Annotated in this window: 15 protein-coding genes; 1 reads left to right on the forward strand and 14 read right to left on the reverse strand. The window is 37.6% G+C overall.

The window, feature by feature from the left end; all coding sequences use genetic code 11:
* Nucleotides 1–273 precede the first annotated feature (273 nt).
* Complete coding sequence (locus ACERJO_RS05530; RefSeq protein WP_247103815.1) at nucleotides 274–1,758, forward strand: alpha-N-arabinofuranosidase; 1,485 nt, start codon at nucleotides 274–276, stop codon at nucleotides 1,756–1,758.
* Nucleotides 1,759–2,651: 893 nt separating this feature from the next.
* On the opposite strand, the gene ACERJO_RS05535 is transcribed toward ACERJO_RS05530, so the two are convergent.
* From ACERJO_RS05535 to coxB, 14 genes are all read right to left on the reverse strand, one after another.
* Nucleotides 2,652–4,355, reverse strand: coding sequence for an ABC transporter substrate-binding protein (locus tag ACERJO_RS05535; protein WP_247103814.1), 1,704 nt, complete (start codon nucleotides 4,353–4,355; stop codon nucleotides 2,652–2,654).
* Between the two features lie 101 nt (nucleotides 4,356–4,456).
* Nucleotides 4,457–6,160 (reverse strand): ABC transporter substrate-binding protein, encoded by a 1,704-nt coding sequence (locus tag ACERJO_RS05540; RefSeq protein ID WP_373646835.1) that lies wholly within the window; start codon nucleotides 6,158–6,160, stop codon nucleotides 4,457–4,459.
* A gap of 236 nt (nucleotides 6,161–6,396) precedes the next feature.
* Nucleotides 6,397–8,091, reverse strand: a complete 1,695-nt coding sequence (locus ACERJO_RS05545) for an ABC transporter substrate-binding protein (RefSeq protein WP_373646836.1) — start codon at nucleotides 8,089–8,091, stop codon at nucleotides 6,397–6,399.
* A gap of 86 nt (nucleotides 8,092–8,177) precedes the next feature.
* Nucleotides 8,178–9,086, reverse strand: a complete 909-nt coding sequence (locus ACERJO_RS05550; RefSeq protein ID WP_247103810.1) for a carbohydrate ABC transporter permease — start codon at nucleotides 9,084–9,086, stop codon at nucleotides 8,178–8,180.
* Between the two features lie 14 nt (nucleotides 9,087–9,100).
* Nucleotides 9,101–10,063, reverse strand: a complete 963-nt coding sequence (locus ACERJO_RS05555; protein WP_247103809.1) for an ABC transporter permease — start codon at nucleotides 10,061–10,063, stop codon at nucleotides 9,101–9,103.
* Between the two features lie 245 nt (nucleotides 10,064–10,308).
* Nucleotides 10,309–11,841, reverse strand: a complete 1,533-nt coding sequence (locus tag ACERJO_RS05560) for a response regulator transcription factor (protein ID WP_247103808.1) — start codon at nucleotides 11,839–11,841, stop codon at nucleotides 10,309–10,311.
* Nucleotides 11,831–13,648, reverse strand: a complete 1,818-nt coding sequence (locus tag ACERJO_RS05565; RefSeq protein WP_247103807.1) for a sensor histidine kinase — start codon at nucleotides 13,646–13,648, stop codon at nucleotides 11,831–11,833. Before ACERJO_RS05565 ends, ACERJO_RS05560 begins: the two co-directional genes overlap by 11 nt.
* 426 nt (nucleotides 13,649–14,074) lie before the next feature.
* Nucleotides 14,075–16,084 carry a beta-galactosidase gene (locus tag ACERJO_RS05570; RefSeq protein ID WP_373646837.1) on the reverse strand — a complete coding sequence of 670 codons (2,010 nt, stop codon included), beginning with the start codon at nucleotides 16,082–16,084 and terminating at the stop codon, nucleotides 14,075–14,077.
* A 20-nt stretch (nucleotides 16,085–16,104) separates the two neighbouring features.
* Nucleotides 16,105–18,471 (reverse strand): glycosyl hydrolase family 95 catalytic domain-containing protein, encoded by a 2,367-nt coding sequence (locus tag ACERJO_RS05575; RefSeq protein ID WP_373646838.1) that lies wholly within the window; start codon nucleotides 18,469–18,471, stop codon nucleotides 16,105–16,107.
* A gap of 212 nt (nucleotides 18,472–18,683) precedes the next feature.
* A complete protein-coding gene (locus tag ACERJO_RS05580; RefSeq protein ID WP_247103804.1) occupies nucleotides 18,684–19,226 on the reverse strand; it encodes a DUF420 domain-containing protein in 543 nt (180 codons plus the stop codon).
* A gap of 258 nt (nucleotides 19,227–19,484) precedes the next feature.
* Nucleotides 19,485–19,829: a cytochrome C oxidase subunit IV family protein gene (locus tag ACERJO_RS05585; protein ID WP_247103802.1), complete on the reverse strand. Its 345-nt coding sequence runs from the start codon at nucleotides 19,827–19,829 to the stop codon at nucleotides 19,485–19,487.
* A gap of 1 nt (nucleotide 19,830) precedes the next feature.
* A complete protein-coding gene (locus ACERJO_RS05590) occupies nucleotides 19,831–20,454 on the reverse strand; it encodes a cytochrome (ubi)quinol oxidase subunit III (RefSeq protein WP_247103800.1) in 624 nt (207 codons plus the stop codon).
* Between the two features lie 3 nt (nucleotides 20,455–20,457).
* Nucleotides 20,458–22,329, reverse strand: coding sequence for a cytochrome c oxidase subunit I (gene ctaD, locus ACERJO_RS05595; protein WP_247103799.1), 1,872 nt, complete (start codon nucleotides 22,327–22,329; stop codon nucleotides 20,458–20,460).
* A 20-nt stretch (nucleotides 22,330–22,349) separates the two neighbouring features.
* Entirely contained in the window at nucleotides 22,350–23,381 is a 1,032-nt protein-coding gene (gene coxB / locus ACERJO_RS05600) for a cytochrome c oxidase subunit II (RefSeq protein ID WP_373646839.1), read from the reverse strand.
* Nucleotides 23,382–23,386 lie beyond the last annotated feature (5 nt).

Consider the following 23,386-nt stretch of genomic DNA (forward strand, 5'->3'; position numbering starts at 1 on the left):
TATAAAACGCTTTCATACCCTTATTACTAGTTTAATTCATTATCTTTCTGAGCTCTACCAAATGATTTCAAACAAAATTCATATAGAAATTATAGAAAAAACATTACTCTTTCAATTGATATTTTAATTGAAATAAATATCAATTGAATGACTTGTAAAACCTAATGATTGCGTTTACAATTTATTTTGTACGTACAATGCTTATAACTTTAGGTATACCTTGTTTAAGATATCGTACAACTATTTCTAGCTATTTTCTATGGAGGGTTTCAAATGAAAAATAAAATAGTCATTCAAGCGGATGTTCCTAAAGGAAAAATCAACAAAAATATTTACGGTCATTTTGCCGAGCATTTAGGAAGGTGTATCTATGAGGGCTTTTGGGTTGGACAAGACTCTCATATTGAGCATACAAATGGGATACGAAATGACGTAGTAAAAGCGCTCAAGGAAATTCAAATTCCTGTCCTTCGTTGGCCAGGGGGCTGTTTTGCTGATGAATACCATTGGAAAGACGGAATCGGCCCTAATGAAAACCGAAAAAGAATGGTCAATACACATTGGGGAGGAGTCGTTGAAAATAACCACTTTGGTACGCATGAATTTCTGATGCTTTGTGAAATGTTAGACACCGAACCATACATCTGTGGTAATGTTGGTAGCGGAACTGTACAAGAAATGTCAGAATGGGTCGAATATATGACGTTCAATGGAGAATCTCCGATGGCGAATTGGCGAAAAGAAAATGGTCGTAACGAACCATGGTCATTAACGTACTTTGGAGTTGGCAATGAAAACTGGGGATGCGGTGGACATATGCGCGCTGAATATTATGCAGACCTCTATCGGCAGTTCCAGACATATGTTCGAAATTATGGTGACAATAAGATATATAAAATTGCTGGTGGGGCTAATGTGGATGATTATCACTGGACAGAAGTACTCATGCGTGAAGCTTCGCATTTAATGGATGGATTAAGCCTTCATTATTATACGGTTCCAAGTGACGATTGGGCTAATAAAGGCTCTGCATTAGATCCAAGTGAAAATGAATGGTTTCTTACGATGAAAAAAGCACTTCATATGAATGAGTTGATTTCAAAACACTCGACCATTATGGATAAATATGACCCAGACAAACGAGTAGGTATGATCATTGATGAATGGGGAACTTGGTTCGATGTAGAGCCTGGAACGAACCCAGGCTTCCTTTATCAACAAAATACGATTCGAGATGCTCTTGTCGCAGGGCTACACTTTAACATTTTCCACGAGCATAATGACCGGGTACAAATGGCGAACATTGCTCAAACTGTCAATGTCCTTCAAGCAATGATTTTGACTGAAGGAGAAAAAATGATCTTAACACCAACCTACCATGTCTTTGAAATGTATAAGGTTCATCAAGATGCAACAAAGCTTGATATTGATATTTCCTCAAGCACGTATCAGATTAATAGTGAAGAGTTACCAGCTGTCAGTGCCACCGCATCAAAAGATAAGCAAGGGAAGGTTCACATTAGCATTTGTCATCTGAACCCAAATGACCAAACTTCTGTTGCGATTGACCTGCGTGGTATAGATTCATTGCGTACCATTCAGGGACGTATATTAACAGCAAATGAATGTAACGCTCACAACACATTTGAAAATCCTGATCATGTCAAGCCTTCTTCATTCGAGGACTTTACTGTTGAAGGGGACACGTTACAAGTGAACTTGCCAAGCATGTCCATCATATCATTGACAATAGGGTAGCCAACAATATGAAAACAAGTCAACAAAGAGAATGTAAAAGTTGTCGAATGATCGATGTTCAAGCTGATTGGTCTTATCATCCTACCTATGATTTTGAAACCGTCACAAAAGAGGTTTTTGAGAAAAGGGTCTCAATTTGTTTAAGTTGTCCTTCACTCTTATACAAATCAACTTGTGCATATTCTGGAGAATGGGTCGCTTACCGTGCTCATTTTAAATCAAAAACTTGTCCTCATCCAGCCAAATCGAAATGGTAACGAGATGAGAAGGTTGACATCACCACCAGTAAATAAAACAATCAATAAATCTAAACACGAGGTTAGGACAAAACCCTCCTCTGAATTGAAAAAGCCGGTGAAATTTTACGTATCGTAAAATTTCACCGGCTTTAATTATTTTTTAACTCTATAAATAAGTGACTGTCACAAGTTCGTTTCATTGCGCACCAGCCACTCGCTTTCCGCGGCGATGTGCCTCTGTGGTCTCGGCCCTCCCTCTATGTGAGGCCACTGAAAAAGTTTGGTTTTAACTTTTTCAGTGGCTTTGAAGTAATGTGCGTAGCCGTTGCCCGATTTTGAAAGCCTTGCAATGAGTGGATTTCTCATAGCTAGGCGCGCAACGAGTGGAGCCATTACTCTTCTTTAAGTGACTAGAAAGGACCTATTCAGTACCTCCCTCTATGTCCCGCAGGAGTCGAGTGGCTTCCTCTCCATTTCACCATAAGAATACCCCATCGTCAGAGCCACAACCTTTATAAAAATAGCTTATTTTTCTTGTTAAAATTAACTAAGGTACGCGAAGAATTTATACGCAAAATAGAAAGTTGAATTTGAGCGTGCTCAAATTCAACTTTCTCACGATTAGAAGCTAGTTACGTCCTAGCCTCTTGATTATTATTCACTCCAAAGTTCAACCCGTTTTTGGATAAGCTCTGTAAATTGCTCTTCCATTTCATAGACGCCATGTCCTTCAACCTCATCCATAAAACGATCATACACATCATCGAAATCTTCAGGATTTGCTAAAATCGCTTCCGGAATTCGAGTAAACATAGTATCTTGAATGCGTTGGAACGGAACAGCGATAGGAGAATCTGAATCCCAATTAATCTCCCATGCCGCACCCCAAGGTTTAACAGGAAATTGATCACCATCTGGGAATAAATCCCCCCAAATCTCAGCACCGTAAGCATCTAATACTTCTTTTTCAATTTCAGTATAATCTTCTCTTAATTCTTCAGGACGATTAATCGTAAATGGTTGACCTGTTGAATCAAGAACACCATCACCATAGTGAGGCCCATATGCTTTATACATTTCTATTCCCGTACGTTTAGTAAAATTACTATCACTTAAACGCTCTTCACGCTGTTCAGGAGTTAAATAACGATTTCCATCTTCATCAACCTGATAATGAACATCTTCAATCCCCCAGTTATTTAAAATCTGAGCTTCTTCAGACGCCATCCAATCTAAAAATTTAATCGCACGAACTGGATCTGGATTATCCACTGTAATACCAATCCCCCACGTAGGCAGGTAACCAGTGCTTTGGAAGTTACGTGGCTCATAGCTATCATCTAATGTGACAGGATACACACCATACATTCTCTCATATTTCCCATCTTCACGAAGAGCCGTTTGTGGCTCACTAATCGACCAGTCTGCATCTATAAGCCCTAATACTCGTCCTGATGCAATTTTCGATTTATATTGATCTTCCTGCTGAATAAATGATTCTTGATCTAACAATCCTTCTGCATTCATGTGATTTAACCAACGGAAATACTCTCTTTCCTCTGGACGACGATAACGTAACATCGCTTCATGTGATTCTTCATCAATAAACCATTCGCCATCATCAGGTGCCCCTGTTGCCCATGCTGCAGGGTTTGTAACAGAAATAAGTAAACGCCAATCATCTGCTAATAACGTTAAAGGAATCGTTGGTTGTCCATCAATTTCAGGATACATTTCATAATATTCTTTAATAGCATTCTCAAAATCGTCAATCGTATTAATCTCAGGATACCCTAACTCTTTTACGACATCATGTTGCAGCCAAAAAGCCTGTCCTGGCTCCCAATACTCTTGATCGACTGGATTCGTACCTATAAAATAAATCGAATCATCATTTTCACTCCATTGCATACGATTTAAATAATCACCATAAACTTCTTGAATATTAGGTGCATGCTCCTCAATAAGTGGACGAAGGTCGACCATAGCTCCTGCATCAACTAGTAGATTCCCATCCCCTTTTGGAAGAACCAAGTCTGGGTATTCACCACTAGCTGCCATTAATGAAATACGCTCTGCTGGATCACCCAGTGCAAAATCACCTTCGAGCGATACTCCTGTTTCTTGTAAAATTACTTCACCAACTTCTGAATTCATCCCATCCCAATCTGGATTATTATCTGATGCAAAGAATGAAAATGTAATTGGTTCCAAATCCCCATCAATTTCAACATCCGGTGCGTCATTATCCGTTTGATCGTCTGATGAACCTTCTTCACTGCTGTTACACGCTGCAATCACGAATAGTAACGCAACGGCAACTAACCCTCCTAGTAACTTCTTCTTTATATGTGCCATGTTAACCTCCAATTTAATCAAAATTACATTCATAAAACAATTCTCATAATCTAACTTGATTGAGAAGCAAAGTGACAAATGATGTCACTTTGCTTAAACCTTTATTCACTCCAAAGCTCTACACGTTTTTGAACAAGTTCAGTAAAGTGTGCTTCCATTTCCTCAACACCATGCCCTTCAAGCTCATCCATAAACCGATCAAATACTGCATCAAATTCTTCAGGATCAGCTAAAATGGCCTCTGGGATTCGAGTGTAAATCGAATCTGATGCTCGTTGGAAAGGTACCGAAATTGGTGAATCAGCATCCCAATTGATTTGGTAACCAGCTCCCCATGGTTTAACCGGGAATTGATCTCCATCTGGATACAAATCAGCCCAAATTTCGGCATCGTATGCATCTAATACTTCCTTTTCAATTTCCGTATAATCGTCCCTTAGTGACTCTCGTCGATTAATCGTAAATGGTTGACCTGTTGAATCAAGAACACCATCTCCATAGTGAGGACCATATGACTTATACATATCAATACCTGTACGTTTGTTGAAATTGCTATCACTTAAGCGCTCTTCACGCTGTTCAGAAGTTAAATAACGATTTCCCTCCTCATCTAACTGATAATGAACATCTTCAATCCCCCAGTTATTTAAAATTTGTGCTTCTTCAGATGCCATCCAATCTAAAAACTTAATCGCACGAACAGGATCTGGGTTATCGACCGTAATACCAATTCCCCAAGTTGGTAAATAACCTGTACTTTGGAAATTACGATGCTCATAACTTTCATCTAATGTTACAGGATAGACTCCATACATTCGTTCATATTTCCCATCTTCTCGTAGAGCTGTTTGTGGCTCACTAATCGACCAATCCGCATCAATTAGTCCTAATACTCGACCTGAAGCTATTTTCGATTTATATTGGTCCTCTTGCTGAACAAACGTTTCTGTATCAAGTAAACCATCCGCATTCATCTGATTTAACCAACGTAAATATTCTCTTGCCTCAGGGCGTCGCAAATGCAACATCGCCTCATGTGTTTCTTCATCAATATACCACTCTCCGTCATCAGACGCTCCAGTTGTCCAAAAAGCTGGATTTGTTACTGAAATTAGTAATCGCCAGTCATCTGCTAATAACGATAGTGGAATCGTTGGTTGACCATCAATTTCAGGATACATTTCATAATATTCTCTTATAGCACTTTCAAAATCATCAACTGTACGAATTTCTGGATAACCTAATTCTCTGACAACATCATGCTGTAACCAAAAGCCATTTCCTGGGCTCCACCATTCCTCATCAACCGGACTCGTACCTAAGAAATAAATGGATTCATCATTTTCACTCCACTGCATACGATTTAAATAATCTCCATAGACTTCTTGAATATTAGGAGCATGTTCTTCGATAAGTGGACGTAAGTCAACCATTGCACCTGCATCTACTAACAGATTGGCATCACCTTTAGGTAAGATAAAATCAGGAAAGTCACCACTAGCAGCGAATAGAGATATACGTTCTGCAGGATCACCTAAGGCAAAATCACCATCTAATGAAACACCTGTCTCTTGTAAAATAACTTCACCAATATCTGTATCCATCCCAGTCCAATCTGGATTATTATCTGCGGCAAAGAATGAAAATGTAATTGGTTCTAAATCACCATCAATCTCAACATCCGGTGCATCGTTATCTGCTTGTTCGTCTGATGAACCTTCTTCACTGCTGTTACATGCTGCAATGAGCAATAGTAATCCAATAGCAATAAATCCACCTAATAGCTTTTTCTTAAAATGAACCATGAATAAAACCCTCCTTTTTTAGAGTGATTCTCTATTTTGCTGTCAAGTAATATAGTAATTGCACGACCTTACTATTAAAACACAACTGTCATAAACACTATTAAGCTTACGAAACGTTACTACTAACCATCCTACCATCTTATCCTATAGTTCGATTAGGGCATTACAACAACCAGTAACTCAAAAATAAAGACATTTATCAATTATTGTTCAATATTCTTTTTTCTTAAGTCGATCTATTCACTCCAAAGCTCTACTCGTTTTTGAACAAGTTCAGTAAAGTGTTCTTCCATTTCATAGACACCATGTCCTTCAACTTCATCCATAAATCGATCATAAATCGTATCAAAATCTTCTGGATTTGCTAATATCGCTTCTGGAATTCGAGTAAACATTGTATCTTGAATTTGTTGAAATGGTACAGCAATTGGTGAATCTGAATCCCAATTGATTTGCCACGCTACTCCCCATGGTTTAACCGGGAATTGATCTCCATCTGGGAATAAATCTGCCCAAATTTCAACCCCATAAGCATCTAATACTTCTTTTTCTATTTCAGTGTAATCTTCTCTTAATTGTTCAGGTCTATTAGTTGTAAATGGTTGACCTGTTGAATCAAGAACACCATCTCCATAGTGAGGGGCATATGCTTTATACATACCAATACCCGTACGTTTGTGATAATTACTATCATTTAAACGCTCTTGACGTTGTTCGGAAGTTAAATAGCGATTTCCATCTTCATCTAACTGGTAATGAACATCTTCAATACCCCAGTTATTTAAAATTTGTGCTTCTTCAGATGCCATCCAATCTAAAAACTTAATCGCACGAACAGGATCAGGATTGTCAACTGTAATACCAATTCCCCAAGTCGGTATATATCCAGTATTTTGAAAATTACGTGTTTCAAAGCTTTCATCTAATGTTACAGGGTACACACCATACATCCTTTCATGTTTACCCTCTTCACGGAGAGCTGTTTGTGGCTCACCAATAGACCAATCTGCATCAATTAATCCTAATACTCGACCTGAAGCTATTTTCGATTTATATTGATCTTCCTGTTGAATAAATGATTCTGGATCAAGTAAACCTTCGGCGTTCATATGATTTAACCAGCGGAAATATTCTCTTTCCTCTGGACGACGATAACGTAGCATCGCTTCATGTGTATCTTCATCAATAAACCATTCTCCATCATCAGGAGCACCTGTTGCCCATCCAGCAGGGTTTGTTACAGATATGAGTAAACGCCAGTCGTCTGCTAACAAAGTTAATGGAATCGTTGGTTGACCATCGATTTCAGGATACATTTCATAATATTCTTTGATAGCGCTCTCAAAATCATCAACTGTATTAATCTCGGGGTATCCCAATTCTTTTACAACATCATGCTGTAGCCAAAAAGTATGTCCGGGTTCCCAATTTTCCTGATCTACTGGATACGTCCCTAAAAAATATATTGAATCGTCATTTTCACTCCATTGCATACGGTTCATGTAATCACCATAAACCTCTTGAATGTTAGGAGCGTGTTCCTCAATAAGTGGGCGTAGGTCAAGCATCGCGCCAGAATCAACTAGTAGATTACCATCGCCCTTTGGAAGAACAAAATCTGGATAGCTACCACTAGCTGCCATTAATGAAATACGTTCTGCTGGATCACCTATAGCAAAATCGCCATCTAATGACACGCCCGTTTCCTGTAAAATAACTTCTCCGACATCTGTACTCATTCCATCCCAATCCGGATTATTATCTGCGGCAAAAAACGAAAATGTAATTGGTTCCGCTTCTCCATCGATTTCAACATTCGTCGAATCTTGATCATCAGATGAACCCTCTTCACTGCTGTTACATGCTACCATAACAAATAACAACAAAACAGTAATGAAGCCCATTAATAGCATTTTCTTAGTATGAGACATAATATAACCCTCCCCTTTTCGTTTATATTTATATTTTATTATCAGGTAGCACAATAAATTGTACTACCTGTAACAAACAAGAATGTTTATTTAACTGCTCCAAGTGTCATTCCTTTGACAAAGTATCGTTGTAGGAAAGGATAGACGAGTAAAATTGGTACAATTGTTACAATCGTAATCGCCATTCTAACAGACTCGGGCGATACTCGGTTCATTAATTCAGTACCTTGCCCACCTCTGACAGAATCAATTCCTGCACTTGTAGAAGTATTTTGCAATATTTTCATTAGTTCATATTGCAAAGTCGTTAATGAAGCGTTCGCACTATTGTAAATGTACGTATCAAACCACATGTTCCACTGCATAACCGCAATAAACAAAGCAATTGTTGCTAGAACAGGCTTACAGATTGGCAAAATAATTCGCCAGAAAATAGTGAAATCATTGGCTCCATCCATCTTAGCTGATTCTTGAAGAGCAAATGGCAAACCATCCATAAAGGAACGGATAATGATTATATTCCATGCACTAACGAGTAAAGGTAAAATGTAAACCGCAAATGTATTAATTAATCCTAAATCACGCATAAGCATATACGTCGGAATTAACCCACCGCTAAAGAACATTGTTAATACGATGACCGTTGAAACGAACCGTCTCGCCTGGAAGTCCCTTCTACTCAACACATAGGCAACCATCGCACAAATGAATAATCCTAATACTGTACCAATAACTGTACGAAGCACCGAATTAATAAATCCAGTGACAAGGCTATCATATTGCATAATGACTTGATAATTATCTAAAGTAAACGCTCGTGGCCATGCATAAATTCCTCCACGAACCGTATCACTTGATTCATTAAATGAAATGGCTAACACATTCAAAAATGGATATAACATGACGACGATCACTACTGACATCAATATATAATTAACCACATCAAATACTTTTTCAGATGTACTAGTCGCAAATAAACTTGATTTTTTACTCATTTCACATCACCCCTCTACATGACACTCGTCTTGGTAAGTCGCTTAAATATGCCATTAGCTAACAGCAGCAAAGTAATACTTACAATTGAATTAAAGATTCCAATTGCCGTACCGTAGGAATATCGTCCCATTCCAATCCCGTAATTAAGCGCATACAATTCAAGGACTTCTGAGTATTCCCTGACAAGAGAGTTTCCTAATAGAAGTTGTCGTTCAAAACCAATACTAATCATACTACCGATGGACAAGATTAAAATAACCATTATAGTAGGTCTTATTCCAGGTAATGTTATATGCCAAATGCGGCGCCATCTACCTGCTCCATCAACTCTTGCAGCTTCATAAAGCTGTGGATCAATACCAGCCATTGCAGCTAAAAAGATAATCGAATTCCAGCCCATTTCCTTCCAGACATCTGCTAATGTGACAATGCCCCAAAACAATTCCCCTTGAGCCATGAACTGTATGGGTCGATCGACCAAATTTAAACCAACAAGAATGTCATTCACAATCCCACCATCTGTTGAGAGCATTTTTGTTACTATTCCAGCAACAACTACCCAAGAGACAAAGTGAGGTAAATAAGAAATCGTTTGAACCGATCGTTTGAATAATGAATCCTTTAATTCATTTAATAAAACAGCAAATAATATCGGAATGGCAAAGCCAGCAATTAAGAGCATAACACTCATTGCAATCGTATTTCGTAATACAAGATAAAAGTGATCATCTTGGAATAATTGAATAAAGTGCTCAAATCCTACCCATTCCTGCTCCGTAATAGCTCTTCCTGGTCGAAAATTTTGGAAGGCCATTGTCCAGCCCCATACAGGGAGATAATTAAAAATGAATACCCATATAACAACGGGGATCGACATCAAATATAAGATTTTTTGGTTCTTCATTGTTTTCCAGAAACTCTTTTTCTTTTTTACGACTTCTAGCTTTGAAGGCGCTTTCTCTGGTTTCACGTCCATGCTATCCCCTCCTCTTTACAAATTAATCATAACGAAAATGCACCTTTGTAAATACCTAAATGATTTCAACTAAATTCATATAATAATTTATATAGGAATGCGCTTTCATTGTTGTTTTAATAACACTTAAAACGTTTACACCTTAATAATTAGTGAAATTACTATGTTTTTTAGTGATCTGTCTTTTTGCACGCAACCCCAATCCTCACATAAAACTTCTTTACTCAGAAAAAAAAGCAACCAATTCAGTCGCTTTTTATCATCTTTCTTTTATATGCTGAAGGAGATACACCTTCATATTTTTTAAATTTGCTATGGAAATAATCAACATTGTTATAACCGACGATCTCAGCAACACGATACACTTTCTGTCCTTGTAAAAGCAATTTCTTTGCATTTTTTATTCGAACTTTATCTAAATACGTATTAAAATATTCGCCTGTATAGCTTTTAAATAATTTCCCTAAATAAGCACTGTTGTAATTGAACAATTTCGCTAGCTGTTCCAACTTTAAATTTTCATTATACTTATTTTCAATTAGTAACAATAATTTCTTTAATTGATGATCGCTATCAGCATATTCAAGCTCATTCAATACATCATTCATCATCTCATTAACAACTTTTTTCACATCTTCAAATGAGGGTTGTTGATACAACTCTAATACCTTTTCTAGCATTGAAGTGAAAAATTCCTCTTTTTCCTCCTTTGATTTCTGTAATTTATTAAATACCGTTGTCATGACGTAAACGATGTTTTTTTTCACATTTCTTTCAGAGAGATCTTGCATCGCCCACTTAAACATGTCATTAGTTGTTTCACGCAAACTTTCATACACCCCTAGGTCTAAAGCAAAATACATATTATCAATAATATCTGTAACCTCAAATTGACCTTCAGAATACTGTATATCAATTTGCATACCATCTGACAGTAGTTGTTCTTTGGGATAAAAGAACTTTCTCTGGATCATTTGAAACGCACTTTTGTAGGACTGATGAACGTCATTTAAACTCTCAACAACTTGTCCAATACTATACGTTATAGAATGAGCATAGCTATCCAGTGACAGTTTTAATTCTTGGTATAACTGTTGAACCTCTTTCATTCGGTATTCGGAGGCATTTAGAACTAAACCTACATACGGTTCACTAACAAATAGTGCAACATCTTTGTTGATTAAAAACTCTACTTCTCTTTTTATTTTGAACATATCTGTATCCATTTCAAAGGAGTTATCCACTTTCATTAATAGTACTTGATATCGATCCCAATCTAAACCAAATTGGTTTGCTTCTTTTTCAGAAAAAAAGTGGTGATCGCTCCCGATCAATGAGAGAACATACTGTTCACGCTTTCTCGTCTCTTCACTTTCTGTTAACTCCGTAACAGCCTGCTGTTTCGATAATTCTTTTTTTACTTTCTCTAGATACTCAATTAATTCTTCTTCGTAGATCGGTTTTAACAAATACCCTGCAACATTATTTTGAATAGCTCTTTTAGCATAATCAAAATCAGCATATCCACTTAAAATGATACATTGAAATACTTTATTGATTTCACGTAAACGTTTAATTAAATCTAATCCATTCATGCCGTACATACGGATATCAGAAATGACTAGGTCTGGTGACAATTCACGAAATAGTGAATATGCCGTCTCCGCATCTTTAGCTAGTCCGACCACTTGAAAGCCATAATCTTCCCACGGAATTAAAGAATTAAGCCCTTCTCGTACCGTTCGTTCATCATCAACAATCAATACTTTATACATCATACAGATCCCCCTCTGACTGTCTCGGTATTCTAAATGAAACACACGTTCCTTTATCACGTTCACTTTCAATTACTAACCCTTCACTTTGTTGAAAAGAAAGAATGATTCGTTCATGAACATTTCGTAAACCAATACGATGCTCCTCGTCAGTTGAGGTGAGTGATTCTATAATCCGCTGCCGTCTTTCTGCTGTGAAACCAACACCATTATCAATAACATTAATTTGGATCCACTCTCCTTGATTCTTCGCTTCCACAATCACTTTTCCACCGACCGCATGGTTTTCTAATCCATGTATTACAGCATTTTCAACAAGTGGTTGAATAATAAGAGGCGGAATTTGAATATTATTGATCATTTCATCTATAACAAGCTCATATTCTAATCTTTCCTGAAACCGGAAGCTTTGAATATCGAGATAAGACTTAACCATATCCATTTCTTGCTTCAAGCTAACAAAACTACTACTAATCTCTAAGCTTGTTCGTAGTAACTTCCCTAATAATTTTACAATGAGCGAGATATCTTTCTCTCCTCTCATATGTGCTTTCATTCGAATCGTTTCTAGTGTGTTAAACAAGAAATGTGGATTGATTTGACTTGCGAGCATTTTAAATTTAATTTCCCCTTGGCGTTTCTCCAATACTCTTTTTTCCTCATTTTTAGCTTCTACTTCTTTAAGTAGTTGTTGAATACTTAAAGTCATTTTATTAAATTGCGATGATAATTGACCAATCTCATCATTTCCTACGATTTTAAATTCTGTTGATAAATTCCCTTCCGCCACGTTTGTTATTTGCTTGCTTAATGTGAGCATTCTTCTCGTAATAAAATGAGAAAATACATAAATGAGAATGAGTGCAATGATTGCACTGATAAACATAATAATAAATCCTAAGCGGCTCAATCGGTTCGCATCTGCTATTATCTCCGAATTTGGTAATACTGAAACGATCCGCAGCTGATTTGTACTGTATTCAAATTGAATTGGCTCAACCATAATTTGCGAACTTTCACCAAAAACCGTGTCTTCAAAAATACCGATTTCACCCTTAATTAACTTATTGGAAAACGTATCCTCATTTAAATTACGACCTATTAAATCTAATTTATTAGATGAGACTATTTGATTATCGCTATTTACAATCATAGTCGGTAGTACTTCTTGAGATAGAATCCAATTCAAATAATCCGTATTAACATCAATTACAAGTACACCATATAAATCATCTTGAAAATTTAAATAACGGGTCAAGCTTAAGTTTGTATCGAATCGCCCGTTTAAGTGATCTGTAAATTCCCATCGCATCATACCTTTAGCTTCAACAGTTTGCTGAAACCATGTACGTCTCACTATTTCTGGATCAATCGGAATGAACCGCCAATTATTAAGCATTGTTTCATTGTTCGTATACAATCGAATATTACTTATCTCATTGTAAAAGCGGATATTATGTTCAAAAACTGGATAATTTTTATAAGCGTCTACAACTTCAAAAACGGTCTCATACTCATGGTTAACTAAATCCTTTAAACCCTCATCAGCCAATGATTGGTTTGATAAATAAACAATCGGTAAAAGTGCTTCTGAAATTCGAGTTTGTATACGGTTTATATCAGAAGTGGACTGCTCCACAACATTGTTTAAGGAGATTTGTCTAAGCTCGTATGTTAAAAAAACCCCTACAATCAACAAAGGGACAAAAACAACTATTATAAACGATAAAATTAACTTTCTTCGTAAAGTAATATTATTTATTTTTTGAATGATTTTCTTTAACATCATGATTGCCCCAATATGTTTCAATCTACTCCCTCAAAAAGGAAGCGCTTACAAGGTGAAATTATTATACAATTATACTTTACTAACTATAGGAGAAATACCATCATAATTACAAGTGAATTCATATAGAAATTTAATGTTATTTTATAAAGTGCTGTCATAACCAGATGTACTGAAAAAGGACAATTCGACTTTTCAGAACCTTTAATTTGATTAGCAATGGTTTCGCTTGATACGAGAAACCCAATCGTATCAAGCTTTTAACAGGTAACTGTTCGCACATTGCTTAAAGGACACCAAAAAAGTTAAAAACCAAACTTTTTCAGTGCCCTTCTTTTCATAACGTAGGAGTCTACGTGTAGTTTATCCGCTATCGTACTCCATTGTACAGTTTCCTCATCTAAACACTTTTATAATGCCCCAGCCTCTTTCTTCATACTACATGTACATTTATACTTTTAACAACAAGACTCCATTCGCTTCAACCGTTAATTGATCTTGGCACAGCTGGCCCGTCTGCAAATCTTTATAAGCTTCTTGCAGCTGAATCGTTTTGGATTCTTTATTATGGTTCATTACGAATACAAACTCGTTTTCATCTTTCACTCTTTTCGTCACTTCAACACCAGAAGGAGTGTTCAATACTGGTTTAATGTTTTGTCTCTCACTAATATCGATTAATAAATGATCGATGAAATCCTGTTCAGGGTTAGTGGCAACATACCACGCTTCACCTTTTCCATATTTATTAACGGTTAAAGCTGGCCGTCCTTTGTAAAAGTCATCACCATATTCAGCAACAACCTCTGCCCCTTCTGAATGAATCAAATCAAATAGCATGTTACAATCGTACTCTCCTTGCAATTGACCGCGGTTCGATTTCAGTACCATTTTGTTCTTATGTTCGAGTGGTAATGAATCGATTTCTTCCGACCAAATGCCAAGCAACGAACGGAGTTCTCCAGGATATCCGCCTAAGGTCACTAAATCATTCTCATCGACAATACCGCTGAAGAAAGTCGTTACAAAGCATCCACCTGCTTCAACAAAACGTTCGAGCCTTTTGACATACCCTTCTTTTACCATATATAATACAGGGGCAATAACTACTTCATATTGCTCAAGATCAGAGTCGGTACTTACGATATCTACTTGAATATTTTTCTTATACAACGCTTCATAATATTTATGAACTTGTTCGACATATTTTAAATCTGCGTGTGGCCCACTTGAATATTCGATTGCCCACCAATTTTCCCAATCAAACACGATCGCCACTTTAGACGGTAGCTTTGATCCAATGAAAGTATTAGATAAGTCAACTAACTCTTGACCAATCTCCGCTACCTCTTTAAACACTCTCGTATGTTCATGACCAACATGTTCGATAACAGCACCATGAAATTTTTCACAAGCACCTCTTGATCGTCTCATTTGGAAATATAAAACGGAATCAGAGCCGTGTGCAACAGCTTGATAGCTCCATAATTTTAATACACCAGGACGTTTTAACGAGTTATAAGGTTGCCAATTTTGCTGACTTGGTGTTTGTTCCATTAACATAAATGGCTGTTGATCTTTAACCCCTCGCATTAAATCGTGCATGAGAGCTGTATAGCTATAAGGGGTATCGAATGCTGGATAATTGTCCCAAGCAATGACATCCATATACTTACCCCATTTAAAATAATCTAACGGTTTAAAGGCTCCCATTAAATTAGTCGTTACAATTGTATCTGGATTTCCTTCCTTAATTACGTCATATTCCATTTTATAGCATTCAAGCATACTATCAGAATTAAAGCGAGCATAATCAAGCGAAATACCTTGGAACATAGTCCGGTTTTCAGCAAAATGTTCACTGAGCAAGTTTGGTGCAACGATCTCATCCCAATCATAAAACGTATGTCCCCAAAATCTCGTATTCCAAACACGATTTACTTCATCCAATGTTCGATAACGCTTTTTTAACCAAACACGAAATGCCTTTTCACAATTTTCACAATAACATGCTCCACCGAACTCATTTGATACATTCCATAATACTACTGCTGGATGATTTTTATAACGATCAACTAATCTCTCAACAAGGCGCTTCGCAAATGTTCGATAAGATGGACTATTCGGACATGAATTATGTCTTCCACCAAATTTACGTTTCATACCGTTGAACTCAACTCGTAAAACATCAGGGTACTTCTTAGCTAACCAAGCTGGATGTGCTGCAGTACCAGTACCAATTCCGACTTGTATATTATTTTCATGAAGACGATCTATCACTTCATCCAACCATTCAAATTGATAGGTCGCTTCATCTGGCTGACTAAGAGCCCAAGAGAATATATGAACACGGACAAAATCAATGTTAGCCTTTTTAAACATTCTTATATCCTCTTCCATAGTAGCACGATCCCATTGTTCAGGGTTATAATCTCCACCATATGGCATTTTTGTAAACATATAATTCCACTCCTTCTTTCTTAGGAAAGTTTTATTTTAATATGTCTCTCTTCATCTTTGTTTAGATGTATAGAAAGGTCTGTATTGTTATGGATGAATATTGTTTCATTTTCAGAGTTCCATGCTTTCTCAATGCCTTGACGTAAACGAACGGTAACCTCTTGTTTTTTAAGAGATCGCAAATAGACATTGACATCACCCACTCCTAAATCCCACTCTAGCTTCTCAATCACTACTTGGCCTCTTGCTCTCATCCCCGTTATGACTCCTTTTCTAATTTCTTCTGGGACTGCTGGCAATAATTCAATTAATCCAGGTGATGTGTAAGCTAACATTTCCATTACTAATGTAGGCAAACTGCAACTTGCATCCACATTATAAATATCACGATTCGGATTATGAGACGTCACAAGACTTGAGTGAATATAGTCCCCCTCTTGCAATAGTAGCTTCAAGTTATCCACAACTCGATCAGCATTCTTTTGTCTTGCAGCGACTAATGCACAATGGACAACACCGTGAGCAGAATAATTTTCTCTCCCACGCTTTTCTAATGCTACTTTTGATGCCTCAAACCATTCAGGCGTAACTTCAGGGGTTACTTCATGCCCTGGCCATACAGGATACAGATGAGAAACATGTCGGTGGTCATATTCATCATCTAATTGAGGATGAATCCACTCTTTTAATGCACCGTCTTCATTAATGGCGTAATCAGGCATATTGGCAAGCATATCTTTCCATTTAGGAATGCTCTCTCGTTCGATTCCTAATTCCTGACACGTGACAATTAACGACGTAAACAACTCTCTAGCTGCAGCTACATCCATCGTTGCATTAATACTTGCTTGATTCGGCTGCCATCCTTCCTTTTGGAGATCGTTTGAAATCCGTGGTGTATTTTCTGGTGAATAAGAAGGTATAAACATAAACGTACCATCATCATTGTATTCTGTTAAAAAATCTTCATAGAAAAGAGCAATTTCCTTCATGATGGGTAAAACGCGTTGAATAAAGAACGCATCATCTCCACTAATTTGATACCATTCATAAAATGGTAGCATTAGCCACTGTGCACCCGCAGTCCAAAATCCTAACGGCCAATCAACATCAAAATGAGTATGAATATTGTGGTTACCGTCTGTTTTAGATCCTGCTAACACACCTCGACATCCGAAAAATGTTTGGGCATTTATTCGCCAATCTGGAACAATTTTTTCGATGAGTTGAAAATAGCCTTCTAGTGCTTCAGGCATATTGCCGATTCCACCACCAGAAACAGCCAAATTCACATTTGCATCTGTTGTAAAATCTCCGTTCCATGCCGGACGCCATTCACCAGTCCATAGCCCAACCAAGTTTGGAGGATAAGAACCTGAAGAAGAGATAAAGACATACCTCCCCATATCAAACATTTGCTGTAACAATGCTTTATTCAAAGATTGATCACTTACTAGCAACTCTTCCGTAGGCTTTTGTGTGTCCTCTCTATCACAAATAGTTAGTGACATTCGATTAAACCACTCTCCATGAATGCGTATATGTGATGTTAATAGTTCAACATACCCCTTAGAAGATATCGCTTTTAATGCTTTTTTTATCGACGCTAATGTCGATGGAGCTTGTTGATCATAATCATCAATTGGTTTAATCTTTGTTAAAAGGATGACCTCCTTTGCCCCTGAAACAGTGAGTGTTTTTCCGTGTACTTCAACATGTCCACCCATTGGAGTTATGACAACTGTTCCACCTGCATACCCTTTTTTTGTTTTCGCATATGCGCAACTAAAAGCAAGAAAGCGTTCATCTGTACTAATGTGCTTCTCACGCGCACTACCTTCTAATACAAGATCATCAATGGACAATTCAAGGCTCATCTCTTCATTTGATATTGTCGTTAAAGAAATAACACTAACATGATCCTCTCTAGAAACAAACTGCTTACGTACAACCCGCCCTCGATCATCAGACCAACTAACGGTCACTTCACCGGTTTCAAAATTTATAGATCGATCATAATCGCAAATTCGGTCACAATTGGACATTTGAAGCTTTAAAGCAAAGGCAGGATGATAAGCATCAGTAAATAACAATGGATGTCCAGATTTATTAGAAAAAAGTTCCGCAGCATCGCGAAATTTCCCTTCTTTCATTAATTCTCTTATTTCACCTAAATACGGTGACATATTGTTATTTTGAATAATTTGCTCATGTAAAGGTTCATATAGCTTTTCATGATTAAAAATAATCGTTTCTTCTAATGGCTGACCGAAAATAAGAGCACCAAGTTCCCCATTTCCGGTAATCATTGCCTCTTGCCATTGATCGGCTGGTTTTTTACTAACTATTCCTCTTTTAGGATAACGATGATTCGATTGACTGGTCATCTATATACTCCTTTCAAAACGAAATCAAGCACTTTTAGCTCCCATTTGATTGTAAGCACTTTCATAATAACATAGATACAATTGATGCAAACCCTAATAATTATTCATTAATTACATAACTATTTACACTTAATAGACAAAAAAACACGAGACTGAGCTTCAAAAGAGTCCCTTTTGTAAATGCTCAATTCGTGTTTGTATTCAAAAAGCTTCTAGTAATATGGTGAGATCATAATGTAAACTAACACACCAGTAAAACTGACATAAAGCCAAATCGGCATCGTCCAACGAGCGATTTTACGGTGACGTTCATTTTCCATATTCCATGCACGGGCTACCGAAGTTAACGCAAGCGGAACGATAATTGCGGCTAAAACGATATGCGTTATGAGAATAAAGTAATAAAAGGCTGCTAAGAAGCCCTCTCCTCCGTATGGAGTCGAGTGTGATAAAAAGTGATGAGCCACATACGTCACTAAAAATAACGTTGTTGTGATAAAAGCAGCGTATATGAAACGTCGATGCCACGTTACATTTTTTCGAATTATCGCTATAAAGGCTATCAATAAAAAGATGAACGTGAAGCTATTAAAAATGGCATTTAACATCGGTAAAATCGTCACATCAAACGCATCAAAGCTCTCGACTCCAGGTAATCCAGCTAACAAAGCAACTAATCCATTGATGACGATCGTTATTATAATAATGGCGGGTTTATAATTGCGCTTTTTAAACGTAGAACTTGCTTGCTCCATACTTTCAACTCCTCTTATTTCAAAACATGTCCTCATTATTATACACAAACTCATACACCTACAGACGGTGAATCATTTACAAACTAATGAACGATTTTTTTCTATTTTGAATAACCTCGAAGTACGTATTCACTGTTTCTTTGGATCGTTTAGTCGTGGTGTTACACGTAACAATTAAAGTCATTTCTCATTCTTAATGGACTTTTTGAAAACGATCTTATAACAAAAGAGCGACCCCATTGGATCACTCTTTTGTTCTTAATATTTTACAACTCCAATTAATAACATTAAAGCAGCTATTGTTGGTACTGTTACGAAAATACCAGAGATCATAAAGGCAGTTGCCCATCCATGGTCCTTATCCTTGAGATGCATGAAAAATACTAATTGCAACGCAAACTGAATCACTGCAAGGATGAGTATGAATGGAATCGCAAATGAACGTGGTATTAAGTCAGCACCAACTGCTAGAAATGATAAGACCGTTAAAAAGATCATTAAGACAAATACGACAATTTGCTTTTTGATTTCTTTCTGGGTCTGTCTCTTTTCCTCATTGGTCATAGCACTCTTCTCAAAAGGTTGACTTAAATGATCCGCCATATTAGTGACCTCCCCCTACTCCCATGAGATAGACTACGGTGAAAATAAACACCCACACAACGTCGATAAAGTGCCAATATAAACTAGCGACATAAAACTTAGGTGCATTCGTTAACGTAATACCTGATTTATTATATCGAATTAACAAAACAATAATCCAACCTAAACCAAAGGCTACGTGGGCTCCATGTAATCCTACTAGTGTATAAAAGGACGAAGCAAATGCACTTGTTGAGTATCCAAGCCCATGATGTACATACTCATAAAACTCATAAATTTCAAGAGAGATGAACGAAAGACCTAATAGAACGGTAATCCACATCCACACTTTAAACTTCGTAAACTGATTCTTCTTCATTGCGAACATCGCAAGTACACTCGTCAAGCTACTAGTAAGTAGAATCATCGTCATAATAAAAACGAGTGGAAGATGAAACATTTCTTGTGATGTTGGACCATCCGCAACACCATTCCTTAATGCAAGGTACGTACCAAAGAACGTTGCGAATAAAATCGTTTCCCCACCTAGGAAGAACCAGAAACCGAGAAACTTGTTTTTCCCTTCAAGTGTTGCTCTCTCCGGATGAGAGGGAAGACCCTTTGAAGTATCAACTGAACCCGCCATTTCTTAGTTTCCTCCCTTCTCATTTAAATCTGCTTTAACTTGAGATGCAGGGATGTGATAGCCATGATCTTCTTTAATAGAACGGACAAACATCGCTCCAAAAGTAATGACCAAACCACCCACTGCAACGACTAATGGATGAATAATTGGATTCTCCATATTCATCATGATAAAGCCAAAACCAGCAAAGAATAGACCAACTGAAATGATTAACGGTAGTATTGATCCATTAGGCATATGAATATCAGCAACAGGCTCAGCAGGCTTCATCTTGCCATCTCCATGAATTTTCTCATAGAATAATGGGTCTAATGAACGAACCTGTGGTGTTTGAGCAAAGTTATACTCTGGCACCGGTGTCGGTGTAGCCCATTCCAACGTACGTGCATCCCATGGATCGGCAACCGTTACACGCTCTCCCTTAATTGCAGAGTAAATGATATTAATAACTAATAAGATAATACCTGCAGACATGAAGAACGTACCAATTGTACTAATTAAATTAAATAGCTCTAATCCTTGGCCTTCTAAGTATGTGTATACACGACGTGGCATACCCATTAACCCTAGTAAATGTTGAACAAAGAATGTTAAATGGAAACCGATATAGAAAATCCAGAAAAACAATTTACCAAGTGTTTCATTTAATTTATGTCCAAACATTTTAGGATACCAATAGAACAAGCCAGCAAATAATGAAAGAACGATACCACCAACAATAATATAGTGGAAGTGAGCAACAACAAAGTACGTATCATGGTAAAGGTGGTCAACTGGTGCCATTGCTAACATAACCCCTGTTACCCCACCTAATACAAACGTAGGTACAAATGATGAAGCAAACATCATTGCTGTATTAAACGTAATCTTACCGCCCCACATGGTGAAGAGCCAGTTAAAGATTTTGATCCCAGTAGGTACAGCAATGGTCATCGTCGTGATCGCAAATATAGAGTTCGCAACTGGTCCCATACCAACTGTAAACATATGGTGAGCCCAAACCATAAACCCTAAGAATGCAATAATCATTGTAGCAAATACCATCGCTGTATAACCAAATAAACGTTTTCTTGCAAAGGCCGGTATCACTTCTGAAATAATACCAAACGCTGGTAAAACAAGGATGTACACTTCTGGGTGTCCGAAGATCCAGAATATATGTTGCCATAACACGGCATTACCGCCCATGCTCGATATGAAGAACTGCCCATCAAACAGACGGTCCAACATTAATAACGCAAGCCCAGCAGCTAATGGCGTAAAGGCAAATAAGATTAATGTTGATGTAACAAATGACGTCCACACAAATAATGGTAAACGCATCATCGTCATTCCTGGTGCACGCATATTAATAATCGTGACTAAGAAGTTAATAGCCGAAACGAGCGTACCGATACCAGAAACTTGTAGACCTAAAACGTAAAAGTCGAGTCCTACGCCCGCATAATCACGACTCGATAGAGGAACGTAAGCTGTCCAACCAGCATCAGGACCTCCACCAAAGAACCAACTCATACTTAGTAATAATCCCCCTGATAGGAAGATCCAAAAACCTAAAGCGTTAACAAATGGGAAAGCCACATCTCTTGCTCCGATTTGTAACGGAATTACATAGTTCATAAAGGCAAATAATAATGGCGTTGCTGCTAAAAACAACATGATCGTCCCATGCATCGTAATAAATTCATTAAATGTTTGACCACTTAAAAAATTCATATCTGGATACATGAGCTGGATACGCATAAATAACGCCATAATTCCAGCTTTAACAAAGAAAAGCGTCCCGGCAATTAAATACATGATGCCTAGCTTCTTATGGTCAACTGTCGTTAACCAATCCCAGATGACGCTTTTTTCCTTTTTCTGTGTAGCCAAAGGGTTAACCTCCTTTATTTCTAGTCAATTGATAGAGAACGTAAATAAGCAATCAGTGCTTCCATATCTTCATCATTTAGTTCTGATTCAGGATATGCAGGCATAACAGCGCCTTGTTTCAACGCTTCAGCATCACGAATCCACGCTTCTAAGTTCTCATCATTATTTTCTAAGTAATTTCCAAGTGTTTCACGATTAGCGAAATCCGTCAGTGCAGGACCTGCAGCTGTACCCATTCCACCAACCGCATGACAGCCAATACAAGATTGCTCTTCAAATACTTCACGACCTTGTTGCGCTACTGTATCTGTTGGCTCAACTTCCTCCGCCTGCATGCCAGCTACCCACGCATCGTAATCATCACGCTCAAGCGCAATCACTTTGAAATCCATTAATGCATGCGATGCACCACAAAGCTCAGCACATTTTCCTTTGTAAATTCCTGGCTCAGATGCTTCAAGCCATAGATGGTTCGTAATACCAGGAATTGTATCGACTTTACCACCTAATGCTGGTACCCAAAATGAATGAATAACATCTTGAGCGTGTAGTTCAAAGATAACCTTTTCCCCAACTGGTATGTATACATCATTTCCAGCTGTAAATTCTTCGTCTTCATAGTCAAACTGCCACCAGAACTGGTGTCCAGTTACTTTAATGTAGAGCGTATCTTCCCCAACTTCTGGATCAGGCTCCATATCAGCTAACATAAACGTACCTGTAATTGTTGGGACAGCTAAAATAGTAAGCAAGATAATCGGAATAACAGTCCATGTAATTTCAAGTGCTGTATTTCCGTGAACTTGCTTAGGGATTTCGTCATCTCCAGGCTGGCGACGAAATTTTGCAAGAATGATAAAAAAGATTGCAAACACGACAATCGTGACAAATGCCATAACATACAAGGAAAGAAGCATGTTATCAAATAGCCACTCTGATTGTGGTCCCTTTGGATCAAGGGCAGTTAAATTAGTCTCCCCAAGACAGCCCGAAAGGAAAAAGACGAGCAATGACAGAGACAGGAAACGCCAAGATGTTTTCCAAAGTTTCATCAGAT

The sequence above is a fragment of the Halalkalibacter sp. AB-rgal2 genome, from assembly GCF_041821005.1.
Classification (GTDB): domain Bacteria; phylum Bacillota; class Bacilli; order Bacillales; family Bacillaceae_D; genus Halalkalibacter.